Source organism: Brevibacterium sp. UBA7493 (assembly GCF_002479565.1).
In the GTDB taxonomy this organism is placed as follows: Bacteria; Actinomycetota; Actinomycetes; order Actinomycetales; family Brevibacteriaceae; genus Brevibacterium; species Brevibacterium luteolum.
Genome location: NZ_DLOD01000014.1, coordinates 148515 through 175423, shown reverse-complemented (window position 1 = coordinate 175423; position 26909 = coordinate 148515). Strand labels below are relative to the sequence as shown.

The following is a 26909-nucleotide window of genomic DNA, read 5'->3' as shown; positions in this document are numbered from 1 at the left end:
GGCGACTTCCCTAAACGGCAATACTTCCTTGGTCCGTCTCCTTCTGCAGGCTGCGCGGCAACCGGCAGGAGGATCCGACCCATTGAGAGGAAGGATCGACCGTGGTGCTTTCTGCACCGACGCAACAGTCTAGCGCGCCTGGCCACCGGATTCAAAGCAGCCGGGCGGCCCTGTCACCGACGCCTCTCCCCTGGCAGCCGGCGCCGCACCGGCTCAGGCTGAGCTGTCGCGGTTCTCCTCGGCGATCCGCTCATGGTGGCGGATGACCTCGGCGACGATGAATGTGAGGAACTTCTCAGCGAATTCGGGATCGAGGTGGCTCTCCTCGGCCAGGGAGCGCAGCCGTTCGACCTGCCGGGCCTCACGTGCCGGGTCGGCGGGCGGCAAGTCGCTGCTGGCTTTGAGCCGGCCGACGGCTTCGGTGAGCTTGAACCGTTCGGCGAGGATGTGGATGAGCGCGGCGTCGACGTTGTCGATGCTGTTGCGCAGTCGCGTGAGCTCCGCAGGCGCCTCGGCGTGGGCGTCTGCCGGCACACCGGTCGCGCTGCCGGCTGACTGCGCGTTCGCGGATTCGCTGGTCATCTGTCCTCCTCACGGGTGCGGGCGCTGGCAGCTGTCGAGCCGGTGGTCTGCCGTTCGCTGCCCGATGCGCCCTCTCCGGCATCGGCCTGGAGTTCGTCGGCGGCCGTCGAACCGGTGTCTGCGGCGAAGCCGGCGGCCGGCTCGGTGGCCTCCAGCCTAAGGCCACCGGAGACCTGTTCGCTCAGCGTGTTCGCGATCTGGGCGAAGCCGGGATGCTGGTCGAGTTCCTCGATGAGGACCGCTTGGGCGTTCGCGTCCTGGAGCACCACCGACCAGTTCGGGTGGGACTCCCCCGCGCCCGGAATGTGCGGCGGGGCCTCCTGGCCGACGATATCCATGAGGGAGGCTCCGAGGTAGACGGCGTTGAGCTGTCCGAGGTAGGTGTGCAGCCCGGCGACGACCGGCCAGGGTTCGTCGATCGTGCCGACCATCGTCTCGGTCGGGGCCAGCGCACCGAGTTCGGCGGCTTCCTTGAGCACCTCCTGGCGGGCAGTGCGGGCGTCGCTGGTGAGCTGGTGGACGTCGCCGTCGAGGGCCTTGTGCTTCTGCGCGGCCTCGATGTCGCCGAGGTTGATGTAGCTGGCCAGCGGTGTGTGGGTCGGCGGGGTGAGCACGGCGATCGTCTCAACCGGCGCGGTCCCGTCAGCGAAGCTGTGGCGCAGCTCGGGGTCCTCCCACACCGAGGTGGTTGAAAGGATGTCAAGGCCGAGGCGTTCGGATTCGAGGGCGAGCACCGCATCGATCGCCTCGCTCCCGAGGTTCACTTCGGCCCAGGCATCTTCCTCGGCGTCGGTGAGGGCCCACCGCTGCCGGCCGAGGCTGGAGAAGCGCTCGATGCTGATCGCCCCGGCTCCGGCCGCGGCGGTGCGCAGCATGTCGCGCACCGCGGTGTAGCCGTCTGCGGCGAGCAGATGCGGATTCCACGGGCGCAGGGCGGCATCGCCGCTGGAGGCCGAGCCGTCGCGGCGTTCGATGCCGTCGAGGTACAGGCTCTGACCGCCGGAGTCGGCGTCCTCGCCGGGCAGGCCCGCCCACCAGTCTCCGCCCTCGGCGCTGATGCCCGGGGCGATGTCGGTGATGAGCCCGACCCGCATGCCGACCTGTGCGGCCACAGCCTTGACCTGGCGCAGCTGTTCGACGGCCAGGAACTGGGTCCACAGCCAGAACTCGACATCGGTGCGGTGCTCTTCGGAGAACTCCGCGGCTGTCCTGCTGTGCGGGTGCGGCATCTTCTCCCGCCACGCATCCGGGTTCCGCCCGGTGGCGTAGTGGGCGGCTGCCGCGCTCATGAGCGCCCAGCGTTTGAGCGACTCCGGGGCCTGCCGGCAGAAGTCGGCGAACAGCCGGCGCCGCGTCGGCGTCGGGGGCATGCTGTAGAGGATGCGCAGGGCGGCGAGCTTGTCGCCGAGCACCTTGGCGCGCGGGATCGGCTCGGCGGCGGCATTCGGCCGGCCCCAGCCGCGGCCGAGTGACTGGATCGCCTCGCGCTGGGCGGCGGGAACGTGGCCGATCTCCGGGACGTCTTCGATGCGCAGGTAGATCGGGTCGATCGCCACCCGGCTGGAGGGCACGTAGGGAGATGGGGTGCCCAGTGGGCTGGCCTTCGAGCTCTTGACGTTGGTTTCGCGGATCGGCAGTGCGTGGATGGGACCCAGTCGGATGAAGTCGGCACCGCGGTCGGCGGCGGCGATGACGAGGTCGCTGAGGTCGCCGAAGTCCCCGACTCCCCAGGAGCGGTGGGACCGGATCGCGTAGAGGTCAGCGCACAGGCCCCACATCCGCTCGCGGGCATCCCCGGCCTGCCCTGCACGGCTGCCGGGACCGGGTGTGGCGGCGGGGGCGACGATGAGCGGGCAGCCGTGCTCGGCGTCGCCGTCGGTGAGCACGAGGGTGTGGTAGCCGGTCGGCAGCCCTTCGGGCAGAACGGCGGTGCGGCACTGACGCAGCTGCGGTGTCCCGTCGACCATCACCGAGGTGGTCGCGGTCGCCTCGCCGATCGCCTCGACCGGCAGCACGGCACCGTCTTCGGTCTCGATGAGGAGCCGGTAGGGCGCTCCCTCGCGCACGTGGACCGGCACGCCTTCGGGTGCGCCTGCCCGCATCGTCACGCAGCGCGGCAGTCCCCGGCGCACCTCGTCATCGGCGAGCTGCTGCAGACTGGCGGCGACGTCGTCGTCGGTGGTGGCGGCCACCCCGAGAGCTTCGAGCAGGCCGGTGAGGACCGCCTCGGGAACGGGGCGCTGGGTGCCGTCGTCATCGCGGGTCACCGGGCTGATGCCGCAGCGGGCGGCGAGGTCGTGCAGCGGAGTCATGTGCGCCATGCCTTCAGATTAGTGGATAGACGTGAGCGCGGGAGGACAGGCTGGCTGTCCTCCCGCGCTCGGGGTCGGGCTCGGTGCCGGTCAGGTGCTCGCCGGCGCCGAGGCGGTGGTCACTTCAGTCCCTGGTCCTGGCGGATCTCCTCCAGGTGCGCCTCGTCCTCAGCACCGAGCTCGTAGAGCTTGCCGTGCTTGCGGTCGGCGAGGTACTGCTTCATCTCGCGCTTGACGACCGGCATGAGGATGTAGAGGCCGAGGATGTTGATGAAGGCACACATGAACAGTGCTGCGTCAGCGAAGGCGATGACCTTGCCGAACGAGGCGACCGAGCCGATGACGATGAACGCCATGAGGATGAGGCGGTAGACCAGGTCGGTGGACTTGCGGCGACCGAACAGGAAGTGCCAGGCCTTCTCACCGTAGTAGGCCCAGGTGATGAGGGTGGAGAAGGCGAAGAGCACAACCGCGACGGTCAGCAGGATCGGCCACCAGCCGGTGATGGTCGAGAACGCATCCGATGCCAGGGTGACACCGTCGACCGAACCGCCGGCAGCGGTCTCTTCGATGGCCTCGCTGTAGGACGGCTGGTTGGCGATGATGATCGTCAGAGCGGTCATGAGGCAGACGATGACGGTGTCGAGGAACGGCTCCAGCAGGGCGACGAAGCCCTCGGAGACCGGGCGGCGGGTCTTGACTGCCGAGTGGGCGATCGGAGCCGAGCCGATGCCGGCCTCGTTGGAGAAGGCCGAGCGCTGGAAGCCGACGATCATGACACCGACGACACCGCCGGCGATGCCCTCAGGGCTGAAGGCGCCGCTGATGATGATGCCGATGGCGGTCGGGACGAAGCCGATGTTGCCGAGGATGACGATGAGGCAGGAGACGACGTAGAAGATCGCCATGCCCGGAACGAGCTTGTCGGTGACCTTGCCGATCGACTTGATGCCGCCGATGATGACGAGGCCGACGAGCAGTGCGATGCCGATGCCGATGAAGAGGCGGACCATGCCGTCGCCGAGCGGGCCGTCGGCACCGCCGGCGGAGTTCTGCATCTGCACGACGGTCTGGTTGGCCTGGAACATACCGCCGCCGGCGACGCCGAACAGCAGGATGGCGATGGCGAACACGCCGGTCAGCGCCTTTGCGACCGGGCGGCTCAGGAACTTGAAGGCGATGGGCAGGTACTTGAACGGACCACCGTGGACAACGCCGTCCTGGTCGATCTCGCGGTACTTGACGCCCAGGGTGCACTCGACGAACTTCGTGGCCATGCCGAGGATACCGGCGACGACCATCCAGAACGCGGCACCCGGACCGCCCATGGCGATCGCGGCACCGACACCGGCGATGTTGCCGAGGCCGACCGTGCCCGAGACTGCCGAGGACAGTGCCTGGAAGTGGGTGACCTCACCCGGGTCGTCCTTGGAGGAGAACTTGCCGCGCACAACTTCGAGCGCGACGCCGAATCCGCGGAACTGGATGAAGCCGAAGTAGATGGTGAAGACGCAGGCTGCGATGATCAGCCAGGCGACGACGATCGGGAACGACACTGCTCCGATCGAGATGGGGTAGAAGATGACTGTTTCGAAACGGTCGACGAACGGAGCAAGGATGCCGTCGACCTTTTCTTCGATGGACGCATTTGCCGCCAGAGGTAGGAGTGTGGCGGCGCTCACAAAGGTGCTCATGAAGCAATAAGTTCCACGAATTCGCGGACCATCGCAACAGCTAACGGCCCTCATGGAACATTCAGTTACACAACCGTTATCTGCATCACACTTTGAGCACCGCTGAGACGCCTCTGCGCAGAACCAGAGCAAAGGGGCTGGCCGATCCGCGAGTGCGGCGCTTACAGCGCTCTGACCAGGGAATACTTTTGTCCGGCAGGCTGGATTCGAGTTTCTGCGCTCGTGGTCGGCGGGGCCGCAGCATGCGACAGGGCCCGCCTCCGCACAGATGCGGAAGCGGGCACTGTCACGCGTGGGTCGGCAGCTGCGTCAGCCCTTCGCTGAGCTCAGCGCCGCCGGCTGCGTCGTGCGCTCAGTCGTCGGCGCCGATGATGAGGATCGGAGGCGCCACGGCCTTCTTCTCCTCGGCCTTCTTCTCCTCGGCCTGCTGCGCAGGCTCTGTGCGCGTGGACTGCGCCTCCTCCTGCGCCAGCTCCTGAGAGACCGGAGCAGGCTGCACAGGAGCCTCCTGCACGCGGGTCTCAGCGTCGGCACCGATCATCAGCGGAGCCGGACCGCTCGGCTCGGCAGGCTTGCGCGAGCGGCGGGAGCGGCTGCGCTTCTGCTTCTGCTCCCCCGCCTCGGCGGTGTCAGCGGTGCCGGCGTCCTGGTTGCCGGTGCTGGCGTCCGCAGCTGCGCTGTCAGATGCGCCGGCACTTTCCTGCGCGGCATCAGACTGATCGGCCTCGGCCTGCTTGGCTTCAGCCTGCTTGGCGTCCTGCTTCTTCGCCCGGCGCGACCGGCCCGAGCGTGAGGAGCCGCTGCCGCGCTGCGACTGGCCATCGGCGTCGCTCTTGTGCTCATCGGCCTTCGCCTGCTCGCCGGCATCGCCGGCCTGCGGATCGGCCTTCGCCTGAACCTCGGCCTTCGCCTGGTTCTCAGCGTTCGCCTTCGCGTCGTTCGCGGCCTCCGCATCGTCATCGGACTTCAGCGTCGCCTTGGCGATCGCAGCGACAGCTGAGCGTGAGGCGGACTGCTTCTCCTCGTCCTCGCGCGACTGGGCGTCCTTGTTCGAACGGCGGTTGTCCTGGCCGCGGCGCTTGCGCGACTTGTACTGATTGCGCGCCGAGCCGTCCTCCTCGGTGCCCGGCAGCACGAGTCCGCGCCCGGAGAGGTCCTCGCCGGCGGCAGCCAGCGATTCGGCCAGGCCCGTGCCGATCCGCTTGCGCGTCATCTGCACGAGGCCCAGGGAGGTCACCTCGGCGACCTGGTGGCGGGTGCGGTCGCGGCCGAGGCACTCGACGAGCCGGCGCACGACGAGGTCGCGGTTGGATTCGAGGACCATGTCGATGAAGTCGACGACGATGATGCCGCCGATATCGCGCAGCCGCAGCTGGCGGATGACCTCTTCGGCTGCTTCGAGGTTGTTCTTCGTGACCGTCTCTTCGAGGTTGCCGCCGGAGCCGGTGAATTTTCCGGTGTTGACGTCGATGACCGTCATCGCCTCGGTGCGGTCGATGACGAGGGAACCACCGGAGGGCAGCATGACCTTGCGCTGCAGGGCCTTGTCGATCTGCTCACTGACGCGGTAGTGATCGAAGATGTCACCGTCCTCCTCGTAGCGGCTCAGCCGCGCGAGCAGGTCGGGGGCGACAGCCTCGACGTATTCGTGGATCGTCTCCCAGGACTCATCACCGTCGACGACGAGCGCACTGAAGTCCTCGTTGAAGACATCGCGGATGATCCGGACGATCATGTCCGGTTCCTTGTACAGCAGCTGCGGGGCAGTCGTCTTCGTCGATTTCGACTTCTTCTCGATCGACGCCCAGCGCTTCGACAGCCGCTCGATGTCGCGGCCGAGCTCGGTCTCCGAGGCGCCCTCGGCGGCGGTGCGGACGATGACGCCGGCGGATTCGGGCACCATCTGCTTGAGCAGCTTCTTCAGCCGCTGACGCTCGTTGTCCGGCAGCTTGCGGGAGATGCCGGTCATGTCGTTGCCGGGCACGTAGACGAGGAACCGGCCGGGCAGGGAGATCTGCGCAGTCAGGCGCGCGCCCTTGTGCCCGATCGGGTCCTTGGTCACCTGCACCAGCACGGAATCGCCGGGGCTGAGCGCGAGCTCGATGCGGCGCGGCTTGCCGTCCATACCGAGGGCATCCCAGTTGACTTCACCGGCGTAGAGGACGGCGTTGCGGCCCTTGCCGATGTCGACGAAGGCAGCCTCCATGCTCGGGAGCACGTTCTGCACCTTGCCGAGGTAGACGTTGCCGATGAGCGAGGCCTGGGCCTTCGACTCGCTGAGGTAGTGCTCGACGGCGATGCCGTCTTCGGTGACGACGAGCTGGGTGCGGTCGTCGCGGTCGCGGACGAGCATGGTGCGCTCAACGGATTCGCGGCGTGCAAGGAACTCCGCTTCGGAGATCACCGGGCGGCGGCGACCTGCTTCGCGGCCCTCACGGCGGCGCTGGCGCTTGGCCTCCAAGCGGGTTGAGCCCTTGACGCCGGTGACTTCCGAGGCGCTGGTGCCGCTGCCGGAGCCGGAGCCCGACCGGCTGCGGCGACGGCGACGACGGCGCGAGCTGCTCGAGTCGTCGTCAGAGTCACCGGAATCGTCGCTGCGGTCCTGCTTCTGATCATCGCGGTCATTCTGGCTGCCGCGGCTGCCGGAGTCGGTACTGTCGTCGGACTTGCTGTGGTCGTCCTGGCTGGAGTCGCTGTCGTCGCCGCGCTGGCGACGGCTGCCGCGGTTGTCGTTATCGGAACCGGAGTCGCCGTCGTTCTGACCGCCTCGGCCGCGGGAGCGCTTGCCCCGTCCTCCGCGCCGGCGGCGGCGCGGCTGGTCGTCATCGCTGTCGTCGTCACGGTCAGAGCGGTCATCACGATCGCTGTCATCCGTGTCGTCGTCATCATCATCGTCGTCGTCATCCGGGGTCCAGTCAGGATCGACCTGCTGACCGAGCTCTGCCTGCGGGGTCTGGAACAGCAGGCCACCGCCGGCCGGAACGCTCACCGGCTGCAGCGGCTCGTCATCCGTTTCCTCCCGCGCGGCATTGAACCCGAACGAGAACGGGTTGCGCACGTCAAGGGTGACGGCCTGCTGTGCTGGGGTGTCGTCATCATCGTCGTCGGAGTCGTCGTCATCGTCCTCGGTGGAGTCACCGACGTAGGATTCGAAGATCAGGCCGCGGTTGGCGACAGCCGAACGCGCTGACTTTGGAAGCCCGGAGCCCTTGCGGCGAGTGGCTGCAGGTGCTGTCTGCTCCTCGGCAGCATCGGATTCATCGGCGCTGTCGTCGTCATCGGCTGCGTCACTCTGACCGGCGCGCAGCGATTCGGCTTTTTCGGCTATTTCGTCGAGGACGGCGAGTGCGTCATCGCGTGAGCTGGCGTCGTCTTCGGTGCGCTTGGCTTCGGACTGCGCACGCAGGTTTTCGAGATCGGCGAGAATGCCCTCTGTCGGATTCTGCTGATCCTCGGGTTCATGATTCATCTGTATAGAGCTCCTTGCCCACCGCAGCCGGCACACCTTCCAGCTGCGCCATGGGCGATGGCGGTGCCCGTCTCGCGGCGTCGCAGCCGTGCCGGCGGGCAGAAAAACTGTGGGTACACATGGGCTCGCGCGAATTGCGTCAGCGCGGTGGCACGCATGTGCCGCTTCAGCTTTGACCTGCGGGAGTCAGACCTCCGCTCGGTGGAAGCGGGCAACTGGCCGGGTGTGTTCAGCCTGTCGCCATCATCATTATGTCACAGGCACAGTGTGCCGTCCTGCAGCGGCGCAGGTTCAACTGTGGGCAGATCAGCCTCGGCATCCGGGCACACTTGTCGCGGACCGAACCGACACGGCATGCTGTTGGGGTGAATACTCCTCCTGCCCAGACACGTCCTGCGGCGTCCTCCCCTGCTTCATCCCCTGCAGCCGGACCGGCTGCCGATGCATGGTTCCTGCGCCGGCTGCCCTTCGGGATCTTCCTCATCATCGGATCGGTCATCGGTCTGTGGATGTCGTTCCTGCTCTCGATCGACAAGCTGCGCAAGCTGGAGAATCCCGGCATCACACTGTCGTGCGATCTCAACCCGTTCTTCTCATGCGGGTCGGTCATGGAGTACCCGCAGGCACAGCTGCTGGGATTTCCCAATCAGTTCCTCGGCATCGTGGCCTTCGTCGTGCCGCTCATGTTCGGAGTGCTCGTCCTTGCCCGGGTCGAACTCCCCGGCTGGCTGTGGACGGGCCTGGCTGCCGGTCTCGGGGCGGGTGCGCTGCTGTGCATGTACCTCTTCTACACCTCGATCTTCGCCATCGGTGTCGGTTGCCCGTGGTGCATCGTGGTGTGGACGGTGACGATTCCGATGTTCTGCGTCGTGACCGGGTATGCGGCGCTGCGCGGTTTCTTCGGCGCCGGCGTGACGGCCAGTCCTTATGCCCGTGTGTTCGCCCAGCATGCGCTGCTCATCGGCGTGCTGTGGATGTGCATCGTCTACGGGCTCATCATCGTGAAGTTCTGGACGTTCTTCTCCGGGCTGATCTGAAGCACTCGGCAACGACGTCGGGGCGGGATGCGCTGTGCGCGTCCCACCCCGAATCTGTCTGCGAAGCTGTCTGTCTCAGTCCTCTGGGAACCAGATGGCGATCTCGCGTGCAGCTGATTCCTCGGAGTCGGAACCGTGGACGAGGTTCTTCTGCACGTTGACGCCCCAGTCGCGGGCGAAGTCGCCGCGGATGGTGCCCGGTGCAGCGGTCGTCGGGTCGGTGGTTCCGGCCAGTGACCGGAATCCGGGGATGACGCCGTGGCCGGAGGCCACGAGTGCGACGAGCGGTCCTTCGGACATGAAGTCCACGAGAGGCTGGTAGAACGGCTTGCCCTCGTGTTCTTCGTAGTGGGCGGCGAGCTGCTCCGCGGTTGCGTGGACGAGCTCGAGCTTCTCGATGCTGTATCCCTTGGCTTCGATGCGTGCAATGATCTGGCCGATGAGGCCGCGCTGCACACCATCTGGCTTGACGAGCACGAGCGTGCGTTCGGTCACCAGGTTCTCCTTCGTCATCAGTCGACGTTCCGTGCGCCGAGCAGGGCAATGCGGTGCCAGTCTATTGCATCACCACCGGGCGCACCCGGCCGGTGAGAATCAGCTCACACCGCGGGTATCAGGTGGTGGCTTCTCCCCCGCCGGTGCTGAAGTACTCGACGACCTCGCGGTCGATGCGCTTGCCCCAGTACACGGCGGCCGCGTAGAGGCCGGTGAAGACGAGACCGATGAAGAACATCGCCGGCAGCACGAATCCGCACGCGACGATGAGCACCTGACCGATCCACCCGAGCAGGATGCCAGGGCGCTTCTGGCCGATCCGGCGGGGCAGCAGGATCGCTGCGGCCAGCAGCACAACGGTGATGACTGCGACGCCGGCGATGAGCAGCGGCAGGCTGACCGGTTTCAGCCCGATGCCGGTGAGACCGGCGAAGTAGACGACGCAGATCTCTGAGATGAGGATCGAACCGCACAGCACCGGCAGCTTCGACTTCAGCGGCCCGTCGGGCTTGGGTCCCGGGTTGTCCCGTCCTGCGGCGTTCGGATGCTCGGCGGTCACTGGATGCCTCCCTTGCCCAGCAGTGTGCGGGCCTCGGCGACGGTCAGCAGCGAACCGGTCACGACGATCCCGGCGTGCCGGCTGTCCTGGCTGTTGACCAGGTCGATCGCGGCCATGAGAGCAGCGTTGAGGTCGGGGGTGTCGGTGACGTCCTCCGGGTCGAACCACTCAGCGGCAGCTGCTGCGAGTTCGCCGTGTTCGAGGGCTCGCGGAGAGAGCGCTTCGGAGACGACGATGCGGTCGGCGAACCGGTGGACGTATTCGAGGACTCCGTGCGGGTCCTTGTCGGCGAACATCGCGACGACTGCGACGACGAATTCGAAGTCGAACGCCTCGTCGATCGTGTCAGCGAGCACCTCGGCTGCGGCGGGATTGTGTGCCCCGTCGACGAGGATCGTCGGTTCGGTGCGCAGGATCTCCGCGCGTCCCGGCGAGGTCACCTGGGACATTCCCTCGGCGACGATCTCGCTGTTCAGCGGCTTGTCGGCATCGGCGAGGAACGCCTCGCACATGGCGATCGCCAAGGCGGCGTTGTGCGCCTGGTGCTCCCCGTGAAGCGGCAGGAACAGGTCCGGGTATCCGGAGTAGAGTCCCTGCACGTCGATGAGCTGGCCGTCGACGGCGCGTTCGCGCCCGCGCAACCCGAAGTTCTGCCCCGCCCACAGCGCAGGCGCACCCCGTGCAGCTGTCTGGACTGCCAGCGCCTCGGCGGCCTCCGCAGTCTGCCCTGCGATGACTGCCACCGGGTCTGGGGACGGAGTCGGGTCGATCGAGCGGTTGAGGATTCCCGCCTTCGTCGCGGCGATCTCGGTGAGCGTGTCACCGAGGTAGGCCTGGTGGTCATAGCCGATCGGCGCGAAACCGCACACGGCGGCATCGGCGACGTTGGTGGAGTCCCATTCGCCGCCCATCCCGACCTCGATGACCATGACGTCGACGGGCGCCTCAGCGAAGATCGCAAAGGCGAGCACCGTCAGCGCTTCGAAGAAGGTGAGCTTCGGACGGTCGGCGGCGACGAGCTCCGCGTCGACCATCTCCAGGATCGGGGCGGCAGCGTCATAGGCATCGACGAAGACGCGTTCGCTGACCTCCTCACCGTCGACGGCGATGCGTTCGGTGACCCGGTGCAGGTGCGGGCTCGTGAAGCGCCCGACCCGCAGCCCGGCCGCTGAGAGGATCGCATCGACCATCCGCGCCGTCGAGGACTTGCCGTTGGTGCCGGTGAGCATGACGACCGGAGCGCTCTTGTGCACGTCGCCGAGCAGTCGGCAGGCTCGTTCGGTCGCATCGAGTCGGCGCTCGACCTGTGTCTCCCCCTGCCGGGAGAGCAGCGCGGAGTACACGCGGGCCAGCGCCGAGGTGCCGCATGCCTCAGCGGGCACAGCGGCCTCGGGCTCATCGTCGCCCTGGGAGGCGGCGACGAGCGCATCGACCTCGGCTGCGTCCGGGTCGTCGGGGACGAGTGGGACGAGCGGGCTGTCCTCGAAATCCGGCAGCTGCGGCACCTCGGAGCCATCGGGCCCAATGTCTGCAGCGTCAGTGCCGTGGACGGGGTCGTGTTCGCTCATGCGCGCTTCACCTGGACGGCCGCATCGGAGGCGAGTTCGCCGGCGGTGAAGACCTCCTCACCGCTGAGCCGCTCGCTCGTGGTGCCGAATTCGACGGCGAGCACCTCACCGGCAACCATGTCGCGGTGGGAGTCGACGGCCGCACGGACCTGCTCGGGGGCCGAGAGCAGCACCGTGATCCGGTCGGCGACGTCGAGGTCGAGCTGCTTGCGCACGTTCTGGATCGCTCGGATCGCATCACGAGCGACGCCTTCGGCGCGCAGCTCGTCGGTGACCTCGATGTCAAGGGCGACGAAGCCGCGATCCATCGCTGCCAGGGCAGCGCTCGTTGCCCCGGCGTCGGCGACTTCGTCGAGCGTGTATTCGCCTTCCTCGAGCTCGATCCCGCCGGCAGTGACGGTGCCGTCATCGGCGACTGACCAGTCGCCGGCCTTCGAGCCCTTGATCGCCGCCTGCACGTTCCTGCCCAGGCGCGGGCCGGCGACGCGGGCGTTGACGGTGAGCTTCTGTTCGAGGGTGAAACCGGCGGCAGCGGCCTGGTCGACGCCCATGACGGTGACGTCCCGGACGTTGAGCTCATCGGCGATGATCGACCGGAAGTCGGCGCCGAGCTCCTCATCGGTGGCCACCGTCAGGGAGGCCAGCGGCAGGCGCACACGCAGGTTGTTGGCCTTGCGCAGCGAGGAGCCGGTCGAGCAGACCTGACGGGTGCGGTCCATCGCGGTGACGAGATCGGCATCGGCGGTGAAAGCCTCAGCGTCGGGGTAGTCGGCCAGATGGACGGAGCGCTCACCGGTGAGCCCGCGGAAGATCTCCTCTGCGGTGAAGGGCAGCAGCGGGGCCGCCACACGCAGGAACGCCTCGAAGCAGGTGTAGAAGACGTCGAAGGACTCCCGCACTTCGGCGGTGCCCTCCCAGAAGCGCCGCCGCGAGCGGCGGATGTACCAGTTGGTGAACATGTCGAGGTGCTCGCGGACCAGTTCGCAGGCCGCCCACACGTCGTAGTCGTCCATCGCCTGCTGGAAGTCGACGATGAGGTCGTGGGTCTTGGCGATGAGGTAGCGGTCGAGCACGCGGGTGGACTCGTGACGCGGCTGCGCGGCATAGCCGCGGGTGCCGGCATCTCCGTCGGCGTTGTTGGAGTAGGTGGCGAAGAAGTGCCAAGCATTCCACAGCGGCAGGATCACCTGGCGCACGCCGTCGCGGATCCCCTGCTCGGTGACGACGAGGTTGCCGCCGCGCAGGATCGGGCTCGACATCAGGAACCAGCGCATCGCATCGGAGCCGTCGCGGTCGAAGACTTCGTTGACGTCCGGGTAGTTGCGCAGGCTCTTGGACATCTTCTGCCCATCGGAGCCGAGCACGATGCCGTGGCTGATGCAGTTGCGGAAGGCCGGGCGGTCGAACACTGCGGTGGCAAGGATGTGGAGGGTGTAGAACCAGCCGCGGGTCTGGCCGATGTACTCGACGATGAAGTCGCCTGGGAAGTGGTGTTCGAACCAGTCGGCGTTCTCGAACGGGTAGTGGACCTGGGCATAGCTCATCGAACCGGAGTCGAACCACACATCGAGGACATCGGGCACGCGGCGCATCGTCGACTGGCCGGTCGGATCATCCGGATTCGGGCGGGTGAGGTCGTCGATCCATGGCCGGTGCAGGTCCGGTTCGCCCTTGTCGTTGAGCGGCAGCCGGCCGAAGTCGGCTTCGAGTTCGGCCAGCGACCCGTAGACGTCGGTGCGCGGGTATTCGGGGTTGTCCGAGACCCACACCGGGATCGGCGACCCCCAGAACCGGTTGCGAGAGATCGACCAGTCGCGGGCGTTCTCCAGCCACTTGCCGAACTGGCCGTGCTTGACGTTCTCCGGCACCCAGTTGATCTGCTCATTGAGCTCGACCATCCGGTCCTTGAAGTCGGTGACCTTGACGAACCACGAGGACACCGCCCGGTAGATGAGCGGGGTGCGGCAGCGCCAGCAGTGTGGGTAGGAGTGCTCGTAGGTCTCATGCCGCACAAGCAGCGCCGAACGTCCGGCCAGCGGGCCGGTGTGGTCGCGCAGGTCGCGGATGATCGCCTTGTTCGCCTCGAAGACCTGCTGGCCGGCGTAGTCGGTGACCGGGGCTTCGAAGCAGCCGGCGTCGTCGACGGGACGAACGGCGTGGATCCCGGCGGCATCGGTGAGCACCTTGTCCTCCTCACCGAAGGCCGGTGACTGGTGGACGATGCCGGTGCCGTCATCGGTGGTGACGAAGTCGGCGGCGAGGATCGAGTGCATCGCCTCGCCGAACTCCTCCTGCCGGCCCTCGAAGTACCCGAAGGGCGGTTCGTAGCGCAGGCCGAGCAGATCGGTGCCGGTCATCTCGCGCACCACCTCGGGGTCCTCGCCGAGCTCGCGCGCGTAGGCGGCCACCCGGTCCTTGGCCATGATGAGGGTGATGCCGCGCAGGTGCTCAGCCGGCGCCTCGGGCCCGGGACGCACCGCGACATACTGGACGTCCGGGTGGACGGCCACCGCCTGGTTGCTCGGCACAGTCCACGGGGTGGTGGTCCAGATGACGACGTACTCATCGGAGTCGGCGAGTTTGTAGCCGATCGTCACCGCGGGGTCCTGGCGGGACTTGTAGACTTCCTCGTCCATGCGCAGCTCGTGGTTCGACAGCGGCGTCTGGTCCTTCCAGCAGTACGGCAGGACGCGGTAGCCCTCGTAGACGTAGCCCTTGTCCCACAGCTGCTTGAACGCCCAGATGACCGATTCCATGTACTCGACGTTGAGCGTCTTGTAGTCGTTGTCGAAGTCTACCCAGCGGCCCTGACGGGTGACGTACTCCTCCCACTCCTTCGTGTACGTCAGCACCGAGGAGCGGCACACTTCGTTGAAGCGGGCGATGCCCATGTCACCGATCTCGGACTTGTCGGTGATGCCGAGCTGGCGTTCGGCTTCGAGTTCGGCGGGCAGTCCGTGGGTGTCCCAGCCGAAGCGGCGTTCGACGCGCTTGCCGCGCATCGTCTGGTAGCGCGGGACGACGTCCTTGACGTAGCCGGTGAGCAGGTGGCCGTAGTGCGGCAGGCCGTTGGCGAAGGGCGGGCCGTCGTAGAAGACGAATTCGTTCTGGCCCTCGGAACCGGCCTCACGCTGGTCGATGCTCGCCTGGAAGGTGTTGTCGGCGTTCCAGAAGCGCAGCACGTCGTCTTCGATGGCAGGGAACGACGGCGATGCGGTCAGGCCTGCAGCGGAGGTCTTCTGCTTGGGATAGATCTGATCGGTCATGAGCGTCCTTGATGCGGTCGGCGGTCCGGTGACGAGGACGACGCTTCCGCCGCGGTACCACCTCGCTTATCGGAGTTCTTCCCGCCGCCGAGGCGTGACCCGGGTGGGCGTGGGAGCTCTCCGATCGCTCATTTCCAGGCTGTGACGGGCCTACCCGTCCGGGTCTAGTGGGGCACCGGTTCCAGTTGTCTGGAGTGGTGCCTGTTCTTCCGGATGCTCCCCGGTGATGGCCGGATCGTCGCAGGAGACATCTTAGCGCAGATGCATGCGGATTCCGAACTGCACCGGTGGGTTGCCGAGCTCCGCTGCCCGGCTCAGTCCGCGCGGCTGGGGGGCGGCGGGCTCGGCGGTGTCAGCAGCTGCCGCAGCGGTGTGTGCACGGCGGTCGCGGATGAACCGAACTGCCGCGATCAGCAGCATGACGAGAAGCACGCCCGTGTACCCCCCGCGCGAAGGACACGTCGAGCTCCGTGGCGCCGGAGAGGTGGACATGCCGGGCCCATTCGGCGGCGGCCATGATTCGCGCCGCTGCGACGAGCAGCAACCGGGCCCGCACCGGATGCATGCGGGGGCCGCGGCCGGCAGCGAGCACGAAGAGCGCCACGGTGAGCGCGCGCAGCCCGGCATCGAGGGCGCCCTGTGGCGGCAGTGAGGAGAACCAGCCGGCGAGGAACAGCGCTGAAGGAGCGAACAGGACCGCGGCTCGGGCGACGCCGCGCCAGCGCCAGCCGGTGGCAGGGGCGGTGCCCGGGTGTGTCTCCAGGGCTGCGTGCAACATCGGTTCCTCTCGTCACCCGGCCCGGCGGTTGCGGATGCGCCGCCGGGCGGGTGCTTCCAGGCCACACCGGGGCGCGCTCAGCGTCGTTACGGCTTTCGTCGCAGAGGAATACCGGTTCACAGCCCCTGGTGGCGGGCCACCTTGTGCTGGGCGGCCTGGGCAAGCGGCCGGACGACCATGAGGTCGACGTTGACGTGATGCGGGCGGCTGAGCATCCAGTCCACCGCGTCGGCAATGTCCTCAGCCGTCAGGGGATTCTCGACCCCCTCGTAGATCTTGTCGGCGGCTTCCTGTGAACCGAAGCGCTTACGATTGAATTCCTCAGTCCTGACCATGCCCGGGGCGATCTCCATGACGCGCACCGGACTGCCCGCCAGCTCGAGTCGCAGGGTCTGCGCGATGGCATGCACCGCATGCTTTGAGGCGGTGTAGGCACCGGCTGCCTCATAGGTGACGAGTCCGGCGGTCGAGCCCATGATGAGCACGTCTCCGCGCCCCGAGGCGGTCAGAGCAGGCAGCAGGGCGTTGATGCTGCGCAGCAGTCCGAACGCGTTGATGTCCATGGTCTTCTGCCAGTCGGTCACCGCGGCGTCGGCGATCTCTGCATGACCGTAGGCAGCGCCCGCGTTGGCGATGAGAGCGTGGACAGGGCCTGCAGCGATGACCTGCTCAGCCATCGCTGCGACGTCGTCATCACTGGTGAGGTCGGCGGTGATGACAGTACACCCGGTCTCGTCGGCGAGCGCGGCGAGCTTCTCGGTTCGGCGGGCGACTGCGGTGACGTGCCAGCCGCTGGCGGTCAGGCGGCGGACGGTGGCTGCTCCGATCCCGGAGCTGGCTCCGGTCACTACTGCGCGCAGGGTCGTCATCGTGGCATCTCCTCATGAGCCGGATGTGGTGTCGTCTCCATCCTTGCCGCAGGCCTGGCCCTGCACAAGGTGGCGAGCGTCCTCCCGCTGCCGGTAACGACCGCGCGCCGGCCTGCCGTCGTCCCGACAGTCGGCGGGCTGAAGGCGAGCACGAGCATGGCGGGTCTCCCCCGGTGTCTCAGCCGCGGGTGAGGAACGGTTTGCCGGCGCCGAAGGCTCCGCGTACGAACGGGATCTTGAGCATCAGCCAGGTGATGGCCGTGCAGATGAGTGTGTAGATGATCGGCAGGACGAGTCCGTGGAACAGCACAGAGCCGACCGTGTTGGGGTGGCCGATGACCTGCCGCATGGGGAACAGGATGAGCGGGTGGAGGAGGAAGACGCCGAATGAGTACGGGTAGATCCTGGTGAGGAACCGCCAGCCGGTGCGCATGTGAGTGTGCAGCAGCACATAGGCGGCCAGCGACATCGGCACCACGAACGGGGAGACGTATTCGTAGGCGAACCGCCATGGCCTGTCCCCCGGCCCGATCGCAGACCATGCCAGGATCGCACTGTATGAGGCGAAGAAGACGAGCCACGCCAGGATCGTCTGTTTGCGGGTGAGGATCCAGTCGCGCAGCACGAAGCCCAGCACATAGTAGCCCATGAGCGGCAGGAACCGGGTGGCGGCGTTGGGCTCGCCGACGTCGAAGAACGTCGAGATGACGTGATCGGCCATCCCGATCGCCAGCAGAATCCCGGCAGTGCCCCACTGCAGGCGCTTCGTTCCGTGCAGCGACAGAAGCCGCATGAACGGGGTGAGCAGGATCAGTCCGGCGAGCACGTATAGGAAGTACAGCTGCACATACGGGGAGCCGGTGAGGATCGCGGCGATCGGGCTCCAGGTGGTGTGGATGCGACCTTCGTAGAAGAGACGGAAGAGGATGTAGACGATTGTCCACACCACCAGCGGGATGCCGATGCGGTAGAAGCGTTTGATGAGGAATTCGCGTGGCCGCACGCCGCGATCGGGGTCGAGGGCGAGCGCGCCGGAGATCATGAGGAACACCGGCACTGACCAGCGGGCGGTCGCGTCGATGAGGTTGGCCGACCACCATGTGGCGTCGCCGTGGGAGCTCAGATCGGTCTCGACGGTGGCGCTGACACTGTGGATGGCCACGACGAAGAGGATCGCCAGAGAGCGGGCCGGGTTCATCCAGGCAGTCGACGTTGCGTTCTCGGCGTAGCGCGGGGTCGGCGGCAGGGGGCTCACACTCCTATCCTGACATGAAGCCGCTGGTCGCCGGTGGTTTGAGTTCGGCTGCGCGGTGCGGGGATAATCACCGGTATGACTCAACCTGCCTCACGCACACATGACTCGGTGCACCTCCCGGACCGACCCGCTCTCGAAGGCCTGAAGGACAAGTGGGACTCCCGCTGGTCCGAGCAGCAGACTTACGCCTTCGACCCTGAGACCTCCCGCCAGGAGGTCTACTCGATCGACACTCCCCCGCCAACGGCGTCGGGATCGCTGCATGTGGGGCACGTCTTCTCCTACACCCAGACCGACATCATCGCCCGCTATCAGCGGATGATGGGCAAGAACGTCTTCTACCCCCTCGGCTGGGACGACAACGGCCTGCCGACTGAGCGCCGCACCCAGAACTACTACGGAGTGCGCTGCGAGCCGACTCTGCCGTACGACCCAGGCTTCACGCCGCCCGCCAAGCCGGCGAGGAACCCACGGGACTTCGTACCGGTCTCGCGCCGGAACTTCATCGAACTGTGCGAGAAGCTCGCCAGCTCCGATGGTGAGGTGTTCGAAGCGCTGTTCCGCTCGGTGGGCCTCTCGGTCGACTGGAATCACTCCTACCGCACCATCGACGCCGACTGCCGCGCTGTGTCTCAACGGGCGTTCCTCAAGGACCTCGCCGGCGGGCATGTGTACTCGCAGGAAGCCCCGACGATGTGGGACGTCACCTTCGGCACCGCTGTGGCGCAGGCTGAGCTGGAGGACCGGGAGCGCGAAGGCGCATACCACAGGGTCGCGTTCTACCCGGCTGCTGCTGACGGCACGGCTGACACGTCGGTTGAGCCGATCGTGATCGTCACCTCGCGTCCGGAGCTCATCCCGGCGGTGGCGGCGCTCGTCGCGCACCCGGATGATGAGCGCTACCAGGACTACTTCGGCACCCAGGTCGTCTCCCCGCTGTTCGGCGTGGCCGTCGACGTGCGTGCCCACCAGCTGGCCAAGCCGGAGAAAGGCACCGGCATCGCCATGGTGTGTACCTTCGGTGACCTCGCCGACGTCACGTGGTGGCGTGAGCTTCAGCTGCCCACCCGCGCGGTCATCACCCGCGATGGCCGTCTGCAGCGCGAGGTCCCGGAATGGATCGTCTCCTCCCCCGCTCCCGAGGCGGTGGCCAACTATGAGCAGCTGGCCGGGAAGACGACGTTCACCGCACGCAGGACGATCGCCGAGATGCTCGCTGAGTCCGGCGATCTGCTCGCTGAGCCGGAGGCGATCACGCACCCGGTGCCGTTCTACGAGAAGGGCGACAAGCCGCTGGAGGTCGTGACGTCCCGGCAGTGGTACATCCGCAACGGCGGCACCGATTCCGGGTTGCGCAAGAAGCTCATCTCCCGCGGCCGGGAACTCGACTGGTATCCCTCGTTCATGCGCTCCCGTTACGAGAACTGGGTGGAGGGTCTCAACGGCGACTGGCTCATCTCCCGCCAGCGCTACTTCGGTGTCGCGATCCCACTGTGGTATCGCCTTGATGAGGCCGGCGAGCCCGATTACGACAACCCCATCGTGCCCGATGACGCTTCGCTGCCGGTCGACCCGCAGGCAGATGTGCCAGACGGGTTCACCGCCGAGCAGCGCGATCAGCCCGGTGGCTTCACCGGTGAGCCGGATGTGCTCGACACGTGGGCGACCTCGTCGCTGACCCCGCAGATCGCCGGCGGCTGGTCGCGGGACGAGAAGCTGTGGTCCCAGACGGCACCGTTCGACCTGCGCCCGCAGGGCCATGACATCATCCGCACCTGGCTGTTCTCGACCGTCGTGCGCGCCAATTCGCTGAACGACGATGTGCCGTGGACCCGGGCTGCGCTCTCAGGCTGGATCCTCGATCCGGACCGCAAGAAGATGTCGAAGTCCAAGGGCAATGTCGTCGTGCCCAGCGACATCCTCGAGGAGTCCAAGCCCGGCTTCGGACCGGATGCCGTGCGCTACTGGGCCGGTTCGGCCCGGCTCGGTGCCGACACCGCCTATGAGGTCACGCAGATGCAGATCGGCCGGCGCCTGGCGATGAAGATCCTCAACGCCTCGAAGTTCGCACTCGCCCAGGGTGTGCACGCCGATCTCATCGGCCGCACCGACCTCATCACCGAAAGCCTCGACCAGGCTGTGCTGGCGGCGCTGCGCGAGACCGCAGCCGAGTGCTCGGCTTTCATGGCCGAGTACGACTACGCTCATGCGCTGCGCACCGCCGAGTCGTTCTTCTGGGCTTTCACCGACGACTACGTCGAACTGGCCAAGGACCGCTCCTACGGTTCGGTCGGCGAAGCCGGCCAGTTCTCGGCGCACGCGACTCTGGCGACCGCCCTCGATGTGCTGCTGCGTCTCTTCGCCCCGTTCATGCCGTTCGTGACCGAAGAGGTGTGGTCGTGGTGGCGGTCCGGTTCCGTTCACCGAGCTGTCTGGCCACAGGCGGACGACCTGCCGGTATTCGACGCCGACACTCAGGCTCTCGGGCACGTCGGCGATGTGCTCGGCGAGCTGCGCCGCGCGAAGACCGAGGCGAAGGTCTCACAGAAGACCCCGATCACCTCGGTGACCGTGACCGTTCCCGAGGCAGTGCTCGCCGCCGCACAGGGTGCTGAGAGTGACATCATGGCCGCCGGCCGCGTGCAGGCGTGGACACTGTCGGCCGGCGGTGACGACATCACGGTCGCCGACGTCGAGTTCGAGACCGCCGAGTGAGTGTTGCCGAACAGCCACACTGAAGCGGCTCGCTGAGCCTGATGTGGGCTTAAGCTGGGGGCGTGCAGTCGATCTGCACGCCCCCAGCTACATATCCCCCAGTCGGGCACCGGCCCGGCGCGCACGACCAGGAGACAGCGATGCGCAGCGAACTCTTCGCCAAACAGCACCAGGAGCAGGAGCTCAATCAGCGATGGACGATGCAGTCCAGCCGGATGGTGCGAGGGGTGGTGACCCCGCAGGAGCCGATGATCGCCACGAAGGGTGCGATGGTCGCCTACCAGGGCAACGTCAACTTCAAGCACCAGGGTTCGACCTCGGTTGGGCAGTTCATGAAGAAGGCTGCCACAGGTGAGGGCGGCCAGCTCATGCGGGTCGAAGGTCACGGCGAGATCTTCTTCGCCCGGATGGCCGCGAACATCTTCATGATGCAGCTCGAAGGTCCGCAGGACGCGCTGACCGTCAACACGTCGAGCATGCTCGCCTTCGACGCCTCGCTGCGCTGGGACATCCAGCCGCTGCGCGGCATCGGCGCGCTCACCTCGGGTTCCGGGCTGTTCAACCTTGAGCTCTCCGGTCACGGCACGGCCGCGATCTGTGCGCAGGGCCAGCCGATGGTCCTCGACTGCTCGCGCACTCCGACGTTCGTCGACCCGCAGGCGGCGGTGTGCTGGTCGGCGAACCTCGCTCCGGACATCCACACAGATGTCACCCTCGGCTCATTCTTCGGCCGGGGCTCCGGTGAGGGGATCCAGATGCGCTTCCACGGTCCGGGCTTCGTCGTCGTTCAGCCGGCAGAGACGTACTGAGCCAGCACAGGTCAGAACAGTCGCTCAGTCTGCGCGCTGTCGCCGGTCTCTGCGGCTCGTCTGATCGCAGCCAGGGGCCGGTCGCAGCCCCTGCTGAACTCTTCGAGCGCGGCAGCGATGCCGCCAGGGCGTGCCGGTGCCACCTGATAGACAACGGCCCGGCCGCGCTCGGCTGAGACGTGACCCGCCTCGCGCAGAATCTCCAGGTGATTCCTGGTGACCTGGCGAAGATGCTGAGTTCGTGGTGCAGCCTTGAAGCAGATGCCGGAGCCTTCCCGAGCCGGAGTATGAGCTCCCGCCTGGTGCTCTCCCCCAGCGCGCGCAGGACCTGCACTGTCTCGTCGGCGCCGGCGACTCATCGCATCCCTGCCTCCGCACCTGCTTACGGGCCGGCAGTCTGCTCCAGGGCGGCTTTGGCCAGGACGAGCTCTCTCGCCAGCCGGAGTCGTTGGCGTCGAAGCAGGACCGCTGGGTTATGACGTCGACATCGAGGTTCTCGAATCCGGTTTCGCGCACACGCAGCGTCACACCCTCAGATCCTTCAGTGATGAAGGACTCTGTGAGCGTCATCGGAAGCTCCCTGGCGACGACGGCTTCAGCGGGGCCGTCGAGCGGCTCACCGGCTGTCCACCTGGAGGCCGCGTAGTGCGGAGGCCTGAGCTCGACGGCGTGAATGGCGAAAGTGCCATGAACCGGGGCGGTGACGAAGGCCAGGTCATCGCTGCGCGTAACGGTGTGATCGCGCAGCTCTCCATCGTTGATGAACTATCCGGGCTGTGAGATCAGCGCGAAGACGGCTGGAGCGGACGCAGCGATCTCATTGCTGCGGTTGATGATGAGGTGTTCCATGGGTGCTCCCTGAGGCAATAACGCAGCCATTCAGCTGCGGTAACTGAATGGCTGCACTATGCGTCATGGAGTCAAAGCTCAGCGGCTGCAGAACGGTCTACCGAGTGCACGCCGGCTCTCGCGCAGACTCCTCTGCGAGCGGGAGGGTCAGGCCGATTTCTTGCGGCGAGCCGGCTGCGCCTTGCGCGGCACGATCGTCGGGGCGACGTTCGAGTCGACGACGTCCTTGGTGATGACGACGCGTTCGACGTCGTCGCGGCTGGGCACATCGAACATGACCGGCTGCAGGACCTCTTCCATGATGGAGCGCAGGCCGCGAGCGCCGGTGCCGCGCAGCAGCGCGAGGTCGGCGATCGCCTCAAGGGCCTCGTGCTCGAACTCGAGTTCGACGTTGTCGAACTCGAACATCCGCTGGTACTGCTTGACCAGTGCGTTGCGGGGTTCGGTCAGGATCGTCATGAGCGCATCGCGGTCGAGGTTGGAAACGGTGGCGATGACCGGCAGACGGCCGATGAACTCGGGGATGAGCCCGAACTTCAACAGGTCTTCGGGCAGCATCTGGCTGTAGATGTCCTCAGCGTCGTTCTTCGACTGCAGCATCGCGCCGAAGCCGATGCCGTGCTTGCCCTTCCGAGAGGAGATGATCTCCTCCAGACCGGCGAACGCGCCGGCGACGATGAAGAGCACATTGGTCGTGTCGATCTGGATGAAGTCCTGATGCGGGTGCTTGCGCCCACCCTGCGGCGGCACCGACGCCTGGGTGCCTTCGAGGATCTTCAGCAGCGCCTGCTGCACGCCCTCACCGGAGACATCGCGGGTGATGGAGGGATTCTCGGCCTTGCGGGCGATCTTGTCGATCTCGTCGATGTAGATGATGCCGGTCTGGGCGCGCTCGACATCGAAGTCAGCGGCCTGGATGAGCTTGAGGAGGATGTTCTCAACATCCTCACCGACGTAGCCGGCCTCGGTCAGGGCGGTGGCATCGGCGACAGCGAAGGGCACATTCAGCTTCTTCGCCAGCGTCTGAGCGAGATAGGTCTTGCCAGAACCGGTCGGACCGACGAGCAGGATGTTGGACTTGGAGATCTCGATGTCGTCGTCATCGAGGCTGCGGGAGGCGCGGATGCGCTTGTAGTGGTTGTACACCGCCACGGCGAGGGCCTTCTTCGCGGGCTCCTGACCGACGATGTACTCCTGCAGGAAATCGTAGATCTCCTGCGGCTTGGGCAGCTCGGTCTCCTCGACCTCGGCCAGCGGCTGATTGAGCTCCTCTTCGATGATCTCGTTGCACAGCCCGATGCACTCATCGCAGATGTAGACACCGCCACCGGCAATGAGCTTGCGAACCTGCTTCTGCGACTTGCCGCAGAAATTGCAGTTGAGAAGATCTGCACTATCGCTCTTGCGCGCCACGGTCACAACCTTTCCAAGGGGCACACGCTATCAGCCTAACCCGCTTCTGTTCAGTACCTCAACAGCATGTCACACGGCACAGACATCGCCTGCCACCTGAGGAGGCGCGTGTCGGCACAGCCCCGGAGAACTGCTCGGACACCGCTGCGGCGGCGACCGTGAGGTGCGCGTCTGGGCCGATCAGGCCGCTGCTTCGCAGACGGCGCCGGCCCGCACTCCGAAACGGGGTGCGGGCCGGCGAGGCTGCGCTGTCGGCGGCTGTCCTCAGGCGTTCTTGCGCGAGGAGAGCACCTGGTCAACCAGGCCGTACTCCTTGGCCTGCTCGGCGGTGAGGAACAGGTCGCGTTCGATGTCATTGGAGATCTGGTCAGCGGACTTGTTCGTGTGCCTGGCCAGCGTCTCCTCCAGCCAAGTGCGCATGCGCAGCACCTCGGCGGCCTGGATCTCGATGTCCGAGGCCTGGCCGTGGCCCTGGCCCTGCATGGCCGGCTGGTGGATGAGCACACGGGCGTTCGGCAGCGCCAGGCGCTTGCCCGGGGTGCCGGCAGCCAGCAGCACAGCGGCAGCCGAGGCGGCCTGACCGAGGCAGACGGTCTGGATCTCGGGCTTGATGTACTGCATCGTGTCGTAGATCGCCGTCAGCGCGGTGAACGAACCGCCCGGAGAGTTGATGTAGAGCGTGATATCACGGTCCGGATCCTGCGATTCGAGGACGAGCAGCTGGGCCATGACGTCATCGGCAGACGTGTCGTCGACCTGCACGCCGAGGAAGATGACACGGTCCTCGAACAGCTTGGTGTAGGGGTCCTGCCGCTTGAAGCCGTACGGAGTGCGCTCTTCGAACTGCGGCATGACATAGCGCGAGGTCGGCATCGCACCGGCGGTGCTCCAGGGATCGATACGAGTCATCTATGTCTCCTTATGCTTCGTTGAGCGAGGTTTCGCCGTCGAGGTCGTCGGACTTCGTGATGACCTTGTCGATGAACCCGTAGTCGAGGGCCTCATCAGCGGTGAACCAGTGGTCGCGGTCATTGTCCTTGAGGATCTGCTCCAGGGACTTGCCGGTCTGCTCGGCGGTCAGCTCGGCCATCTGCTTCTTCATGTGCAGGATGAGCTCGGCCTGGATCTTGATGTCGGTGGCGGTGCCGCCGATGCCGCCCAGCGGCTGGTGCATGAGGATCCGGGCGTGCGGGGTGGCGTAGCGCTTGCCCTTCGCACCCGAGGACAGCAGGAACTGTCCCATCGAGGCGGCCATACCCATGGCGACGGTGCCGACGTCGGGGCGGATGTACTGCATGGTGTCGTAGATCGCCATGCCCGCGGTGACCGAGCCGCCGGGTGAGTTGATGTAGAGCCAGATATCGCGGTCGGGATCCTCGGCTGCCAGCAGCATCATCTGCGCGCAGATGGCGTTGGCGTTCTCGTCGCGCACCTCTGAACCCAACCAGATGATGCGCTCCTTGAGCAGCCGGTTGAAGATGTGATCATCCAGTCCCAGTCCTGCCGGCTTGTCCTGCGCGACCGGCTGGGAGGCGTACTCGTGTGTCGTCACGTGTCACTCCTGTGGTTCGGTTCCATGCTTACTGGACTCTAACCCGTCGGCACCGGGTTTTAGTCCCGCACCGCCTTGTGTTCGCCCTCAGCATATGAGGGTTGATCACAGACGGCGCAGGGCGGGCACGGTCTCCCGTGCCCGCCCTGTCTCAGCGGCTGGTGAGCAGCAGGTCAGTCCTGCTTCTCAGCCTCGGCGTCGTCGGCTGCCTCAGCAGTCTCGTCGGCCTCAGCGTCGTCGGCGTCGTCGCCTTCCTCGTCGTCCTCTTCGGACTCCGGGGTGACGAACTTCGTCATGTCGACGGCGTTGCCGTCGGTGTCGACGACCTTGGCCTCAGCGAGGACAGCAGCCAGGCCCTTGCGGCGGGCGACCTCTCCGCTGATGGCCGGCACCTGGCCGGAGGACTGCAGCATCTGGATGAACTCCTGGGGCTGCATGCCGTACTGCTGGGCCATCGCCATGATGTACTCGATGAGCTCGGCCTGGGAGACCTCGACCTCTTCCTTCTCAGCGATCGCGTCGAGCAGGAACTGGGTGCGGACGGCCCTGGCAGTCTCGTCCTGGATCTCCTGGTAGCGCTCGTCGCCCTCTTCGACACCGGCGGCCTCAGCCTGGCGGGAGACCTCCTCGGCGAGGAACTTCTCCGGCAGCGGCAGCTCGACCGTCTCCAGCAGGGCGTCGAGAACCTTCTCGCGCGCCTGGACGCTCTGCTCGAGCTCCTTCTGCTTGGCGACGCTCTCGCGGGTCTCCTCGCGCAGCTCCTCGATGGTGTCCGAACCAGAGGCCATCTGAGCGAAGTCGTCATCGGCATCAGCGAGGACGCGCTCCTTGACGGCGTTGAGCTTGACGGTGACGACTCCCTCAGAACCCTTGTGCTCTCCACCGGCCAACGTCGTGTTGAAGGTGGTCTCCTCGCCCTCGGACAGGTCGACAAGAGCATCGTCGAGACCGTCGATCATGGTGCCGGCGCCGACCTCGTAGGAGATGTCGGTGGCCTCGTCGATGACCTCGTCATCGACCTTGGCGGTCAGGTCGATGGTGACGAAGTCGCCTTCAGCGGCCGGACGGTCGACCGGGTTGAGGGTGCCGAAGCGGGCACGCAGCTCGTCGATCTCCTTGTCGATGTCCTCGTCGGTGACCTCGTAGGTGTCGACCTCGACCTCGATGGAGTCGTAGGCCGGCAGCTCGATGCTCGGCATGCAGTCCACCTCGACGGTGAAGACGAGGTTGCCCTCTTCGGCTCCGTCGAGTCCGGGGATCTCGGAGACCTCGACCTCGGGGCTGCCGAGCGGGCGGACGTCGTTCTCGTTCAGAGCCTGGCGGTAGAAATCGTCCAGGCTGTTGTTGACGGCCTCCTGCAGGACGGCCGGACGGCCGACGCGCTGGTCGATGATGCGGGCCGGAACCTTGCCGCGGCGGAAGCCGGGGACGGTGATCTGCTTGGAGATCTCCTTGTATGCCTCGTCGATGCTCGGCTTGAGTTCGGCATAAGGCGCTTCAACGCTGAGCTTGACCCGAGTCGGGTCGAGATTCTCGACGGAGCTCTTCACGATGTACCTCTCGTTCGGACGGTGGGATCGGCGGAGGCGATCCGCCTAAGTCATGAGTCTCATCACCGCACAGACTCCGGCGGCAACGCACAGCTCTCCAGTCTAGTCATGGAGGCCGCCGTTTTGCACATCGGACC

The 26909-nt window shown here is 66.4% G+C and carries 18 protein-coding genes; 3 read left to right on the top strand and 15 right to left on the bottom strand.

Features of this window, described 5'->3' with window-relative positions:
• Nucleotides 1–213: 213 nt before the first annotated feature.
• The 4 genes from B4E96_RS08820 to B4E96_RS08805 all read right to left on the bottom strand — a co-directional run bounded on the left by B4E96_RS08820 (nt 214) and on the right by B4E96_RS08805 (nt 8063).
• Complete coding sequence (locus tag B4E96_RS08820; protein ID WP_102159798.1) at nt 214–582, bottom strand: chorismate mutase; 369 nt, start codon at nt 580–582, stop codon at nt 214–216.
• Entirely contained in the window at nt 579–2894 is a 2316-nt protein-coding gene (locus tag B4E96_RS08815) for a 4-alpha-glucanotransferase (protein WP_286957204.1), read from the bottom strand. The genes B4E96_RS08820 and B4E96_RS08815 overlap by 4 nt, the downstream gene beginning before the upstream one ends.
• A 119-nt stretch (nt 2895–3013) precedes the next feature.
• Nucleotides 3014–4588, bottom strand: a complete 1575-nt coding sequence (locus B4E96_RS08810; RefSeq protein WP_286957203.1) for an alanine/glycine:cation symporter family protein — start codon at nt 4586–4588, stop codon at nt 3014–3016.
• Between the two features lie 352 nt (nt 4589–4940).
• On the bottom strand, nt 4941–8063 hold the full coding sequence (locus B4E96_RS08805) for an Rne/Rng family ribonuclease (RefSeq protein WP_414632688.1): 3123 nt from the start codon (nt 8061–8063) through the stop codon (nt 4941–4943).
• A 359-nt stretch (nt 8064–8422) separates the two neighbouring features.
• Here B4E96_RS08805 and B4E96_RS08800 point away from each other — a divergent pair, with 359 nt between their 5' ends.
• The gene (locus B4E96_RS08800; RefSeq protein WP_286957200.1) at nt 8423–9094 is read left to right on the top strand and encodes a vitamin K epoxide reductase family protein; all 672 of its coding nucleotides are present in this window, start codon (nt 8423–8425) and stop codon (nt 9092–9094) included.
• A 75-nt stretch (nt 9095–9169) separates the two neighbouring features.
• Here the strand turns inward: B4E96_RS08800 and ndk are convergent, their stop codons facing one another.
• The 7 genes from ndk to B4E96_RS08765 form a co-directional block, all read right to left on the bottom strand.
• A complete protein-coding gene (gene ndk, locus B4E96_RS08795; RefSeq protein ID WP_170273974.1) occupies nt 9170–9607 on the bottom strand; it encodes a nucleoside-diphosphate kinase in 438 nt (145 codons plus the stop codon).
• Between the two features lie 100 nt (nt 9608–9707).
• Nucleotides 9708–10148 carry a DUF4233 domain-containing protein gene (locus B4E96_RS08790; RefSeq protein WP_257994974.1) on the bottom strand — a complete coding sequence of 147 codons (441 nt, stop codon included), beginning with the start codon at nt 10146–10148 and terminating at the stop codon, nt 9708–9710.
• Complete coding sequence (locus B4E96_RS08785; protein WP_286957199.1) at nt 10145–11716, bottom strand: bifunctional folylpolyglutamate synthase/dihydrofolate synthase; 1572 nt, start codon at nt 11714–11716, stop codon at nt 10145–10147. Before B4E96_RS08785 ends, B4E96_RS08790 begins: the two co-directional genes overlap by 4 nt.
• On the bottom strand, nt 11713–14982 hold the full coding sequence (gene ileS / locus B4E96_RS08780) for an isoleucine--tRNA ligase (protein WP_170273972.1): 3270 nt from the start codon (nt 14980–14982) through the stop codon (nt 11713–11715). Before ileS ends, B4E96_RS08785 begins: the two co-directional genes overlap by 4 nt.
• A gap of 352 nt (nt 14983–15334) precedes the next feature.
• Complete coding sequence (locus tag B4E96_RS08775; RefSeq protein ID WP_286957198.1) at nt 15335–15760, bottom strand: hypothetical protein; 426 nt, start codon at nt 15758–15760, stop codon at nt 15335–15337.
• 116 nt (nt 15761–15876) lie between these two features.
• Complete coding sequence (locus B4E96_RS08770) at nt 15877–16629, bottom strand: SDR family oxidoreductase (RefSeq protein WP_102159782.1); 753 nt, start codon at nt 16627–16629, stop codon at nt 15877–15879.
• A gap of 178 nt (nt 16630–16807) precedes the next feature.
• A complete protein-coding gene (locus B4E96_RS08765; protein ID WP_257994973.1) occupies nt 16808–17884 on the bottom strand; it encodes an acyltransferase in 1077 nt (358 codons plus the stop codon).
• Nucleotides 17885–17959: 75 nt separating this feature from the next.
• Here B4E96_RS08765 and valS point away from each other — a divergent pair, with 75 nt between their 5' ends.
• Together valS and B4E96_RS08755 are read left to right on the top strand one after the other, a co-directional pair.
• Nucleotides 17960–20599: a valine--tRNA ligase gene (gene valS, locus B4E96_RS08760; RefSeq protein ID WP_286957196.1), complete on the top strand. Its 2640-nt coding sequence runs from the start codon at nt 17960–17962 to the stop codon at nt 20597–20599.
• Between the two features lie 140 nt (nt 20600–20739).
• On the top strand, nt 20740–21408 hold the full coding sequence (locus B4E96_RS08755) for an AIM24 family protein (RefSeq protein WP_259856018.1): 669 nt from the start codon (nt 20740–20742) through the stop codon (nt 21406–21408).
• Nucleotides 21409–22404: 996 nt separating this feature from the next.
• On the opposite strand, the gene clpX is transcribed toward B4E96_RS08755, so the two are convergent.
• The 4 genes from clpX to tig all read right to left on the bottom strand — a co-directional run bounded on the left by clpX (nt 22405) and on the right by tig (nt 26772).
• The gene (gene clpX, locus B4E96_RS08750; protein ID WP_102160687.1) at nt 22405–23670 is read right to left on the bottom strand and encodes an ATP-dependent Clp protease ATP-binding subunit ClpX; all 1266 of its coding nucleotides are present in this window, start codon (nt 23668–23670) and stop codon (nt 22405–22407) included.
• Between the two features lie 264 nt (nt 23671–23934).
• Nucleotides 23935–24579 (bottom strand): ATP-dependent Clp protease proteolytic subunit, encoded by a 645-nt coding sequence (locus tag B4E96_RS08745; protein ID WP_102159772.1) that lies wholly within the window; start codon nt 24577–24579, stop codon nt 23935–23937.
• A 10-nt stretch (nt 24580–24589) separates the two neighbouring features.
• On the bottom strand, nt 24590–25222 hold the full coding sequence (locus B4E96_RS08740) for an ATP-dependent Clp protease proteolytic subunit (protein WP_102159770.1): 633 nt from the start codon (nt 25220–25222) through the stop codon (nt 24590–24592).
• Between the two features lie 173 nt (nt 25223–25395).
• The gene (gene tig / locus B4E96_RS08735; RefSeq protein WP_259836150.1) at nt 25396–26772 is read right to left on the bottom strand and encodes a trigger factor; all 1377 of its coding nucleotides are present in this window, start codon (nt 26770–26772) and stop codon (nt 25396–25398) included.
• Nucleotides 26773–26909 lie beyond the last annotated feature (137 nt).

Coding starts and splice junctions, on each gene's coding strand:
- B4E96_RS08820 (WP_102159798.1), bottom strand. CDS start 582: ATGACCAGCGAATCCGCGAACGCGCAGTCAGCCGGCAGCGCGACCGGT.
- B4E96_RS08815 (WP_286957204.1), bottom strand. CDS start 2,894: ATGACTCCGCTGCACGACCTCGCCGCCCGCTGCGGCATCAGCCCGGTG.
- B4E96_RS08810 (WP_286957203.1), bottom strand. CDS start 4,588: ATGAGCACCTTTGTGAGCGCCGCCACACTCCTACCTCTGGCGGCAAAT.
- ndk (WP_170273974.1), bottom strand. CDS start 9,607: ATGACGAAGGAGAACCTGGTGACCGAACGCACGCTCGTGCTCGTCAAG.
- B4E96_RS08785 (WP_286957199.1), bottom strand. CDS start 11,716: ATGAGCGAACACGACCCCGTCCACGGCACTGACGCTGCAGACATTGGG.
- ileS (WP_170273972.1), bottom strand. CDS start 14,982: ATGACCGATCAGATCTATCCCAAGCAGAAGACCTCCGCTGCAGGCCTG.
- B4E96_RS08775 (WP_286957198.1), bottom strand. CDS start 15,760: ATGTTGCACGCAGCCCTGGAGACACACCCGGGCACCGCCCCTGCCACC.
- B4E96_RS08770 (WP_102159782.1), bottom strand. CDS start 16,629: ATGACGACCCTGCGCGCAGTAGTGACCGGAGCCAGCTCCGGGATCGGA.
- valS (WP_286957196.1), top strand. CDS start 17,960: ATGACTCAACCTGCCTCACGCACACATGACTCGGTGCACCTCCCGGAC.
- B4E96_RS08755 (WP_259856018.1), top strand. CDS start 20,740: ATGCGCAGCGAACTCTTCGCCAAACAGCACCAGGAGCAGGAGCTCAAT.
- B4E96_RS08745 (WP_102159772.1), bottom strand. CDS start 24,579: ATGACTCGTATCGATCCCTGGAGCACCGCCGGTGCGATGCCGACCTCG.